This window comes from Bradyrhizobium sp. Kon10 (genome assembly GCF_055807395.1).
In genome coordinates this window covers 1-231 of sequence record NZ_JBVVOZ010000433.1, presented here as the reverse complement: position 1 = coordinate 231, position 231 = coordinate 1, and the positions used below count along the sequence as shown (strand labels likewise).

The window sequence follows — 231 nt, the reverse complement described above, 5'->3', positions numbered from 1 at the left end:
AACCGCCGATGGCGATCAACCGCGGCGGCCTTGGCTGGAGAAGTGTTCGGGCAAGCTCGAAATAGGATCCGGCCTCGGCAATCAGCCCGCCGGAATCGGCACTGCCTTCCTCGATCTGGGTTGCGGTGACATGCGCGCGCACCGCGGCCCGCACTGCCATGAAAAACGGCAAGAGAATGAAGCCGTCCTCGTCGTCTGCTTCGTCGAGGTAGCGGTTCATCACCAGGTTGG

1 pseudogene is annotated in these 231 nt (G+C 62.8%); it reads right to left on the bottom strand.

What is annotated here, in order from left to right:
* Positions 1-231 (bottom strand): annotated as a pseudogene (locus tag AC0L2O_RS37635) (bifunctional aminoglycoside phosphotransferase/ATP-binding protein); the annotation flags it as partial.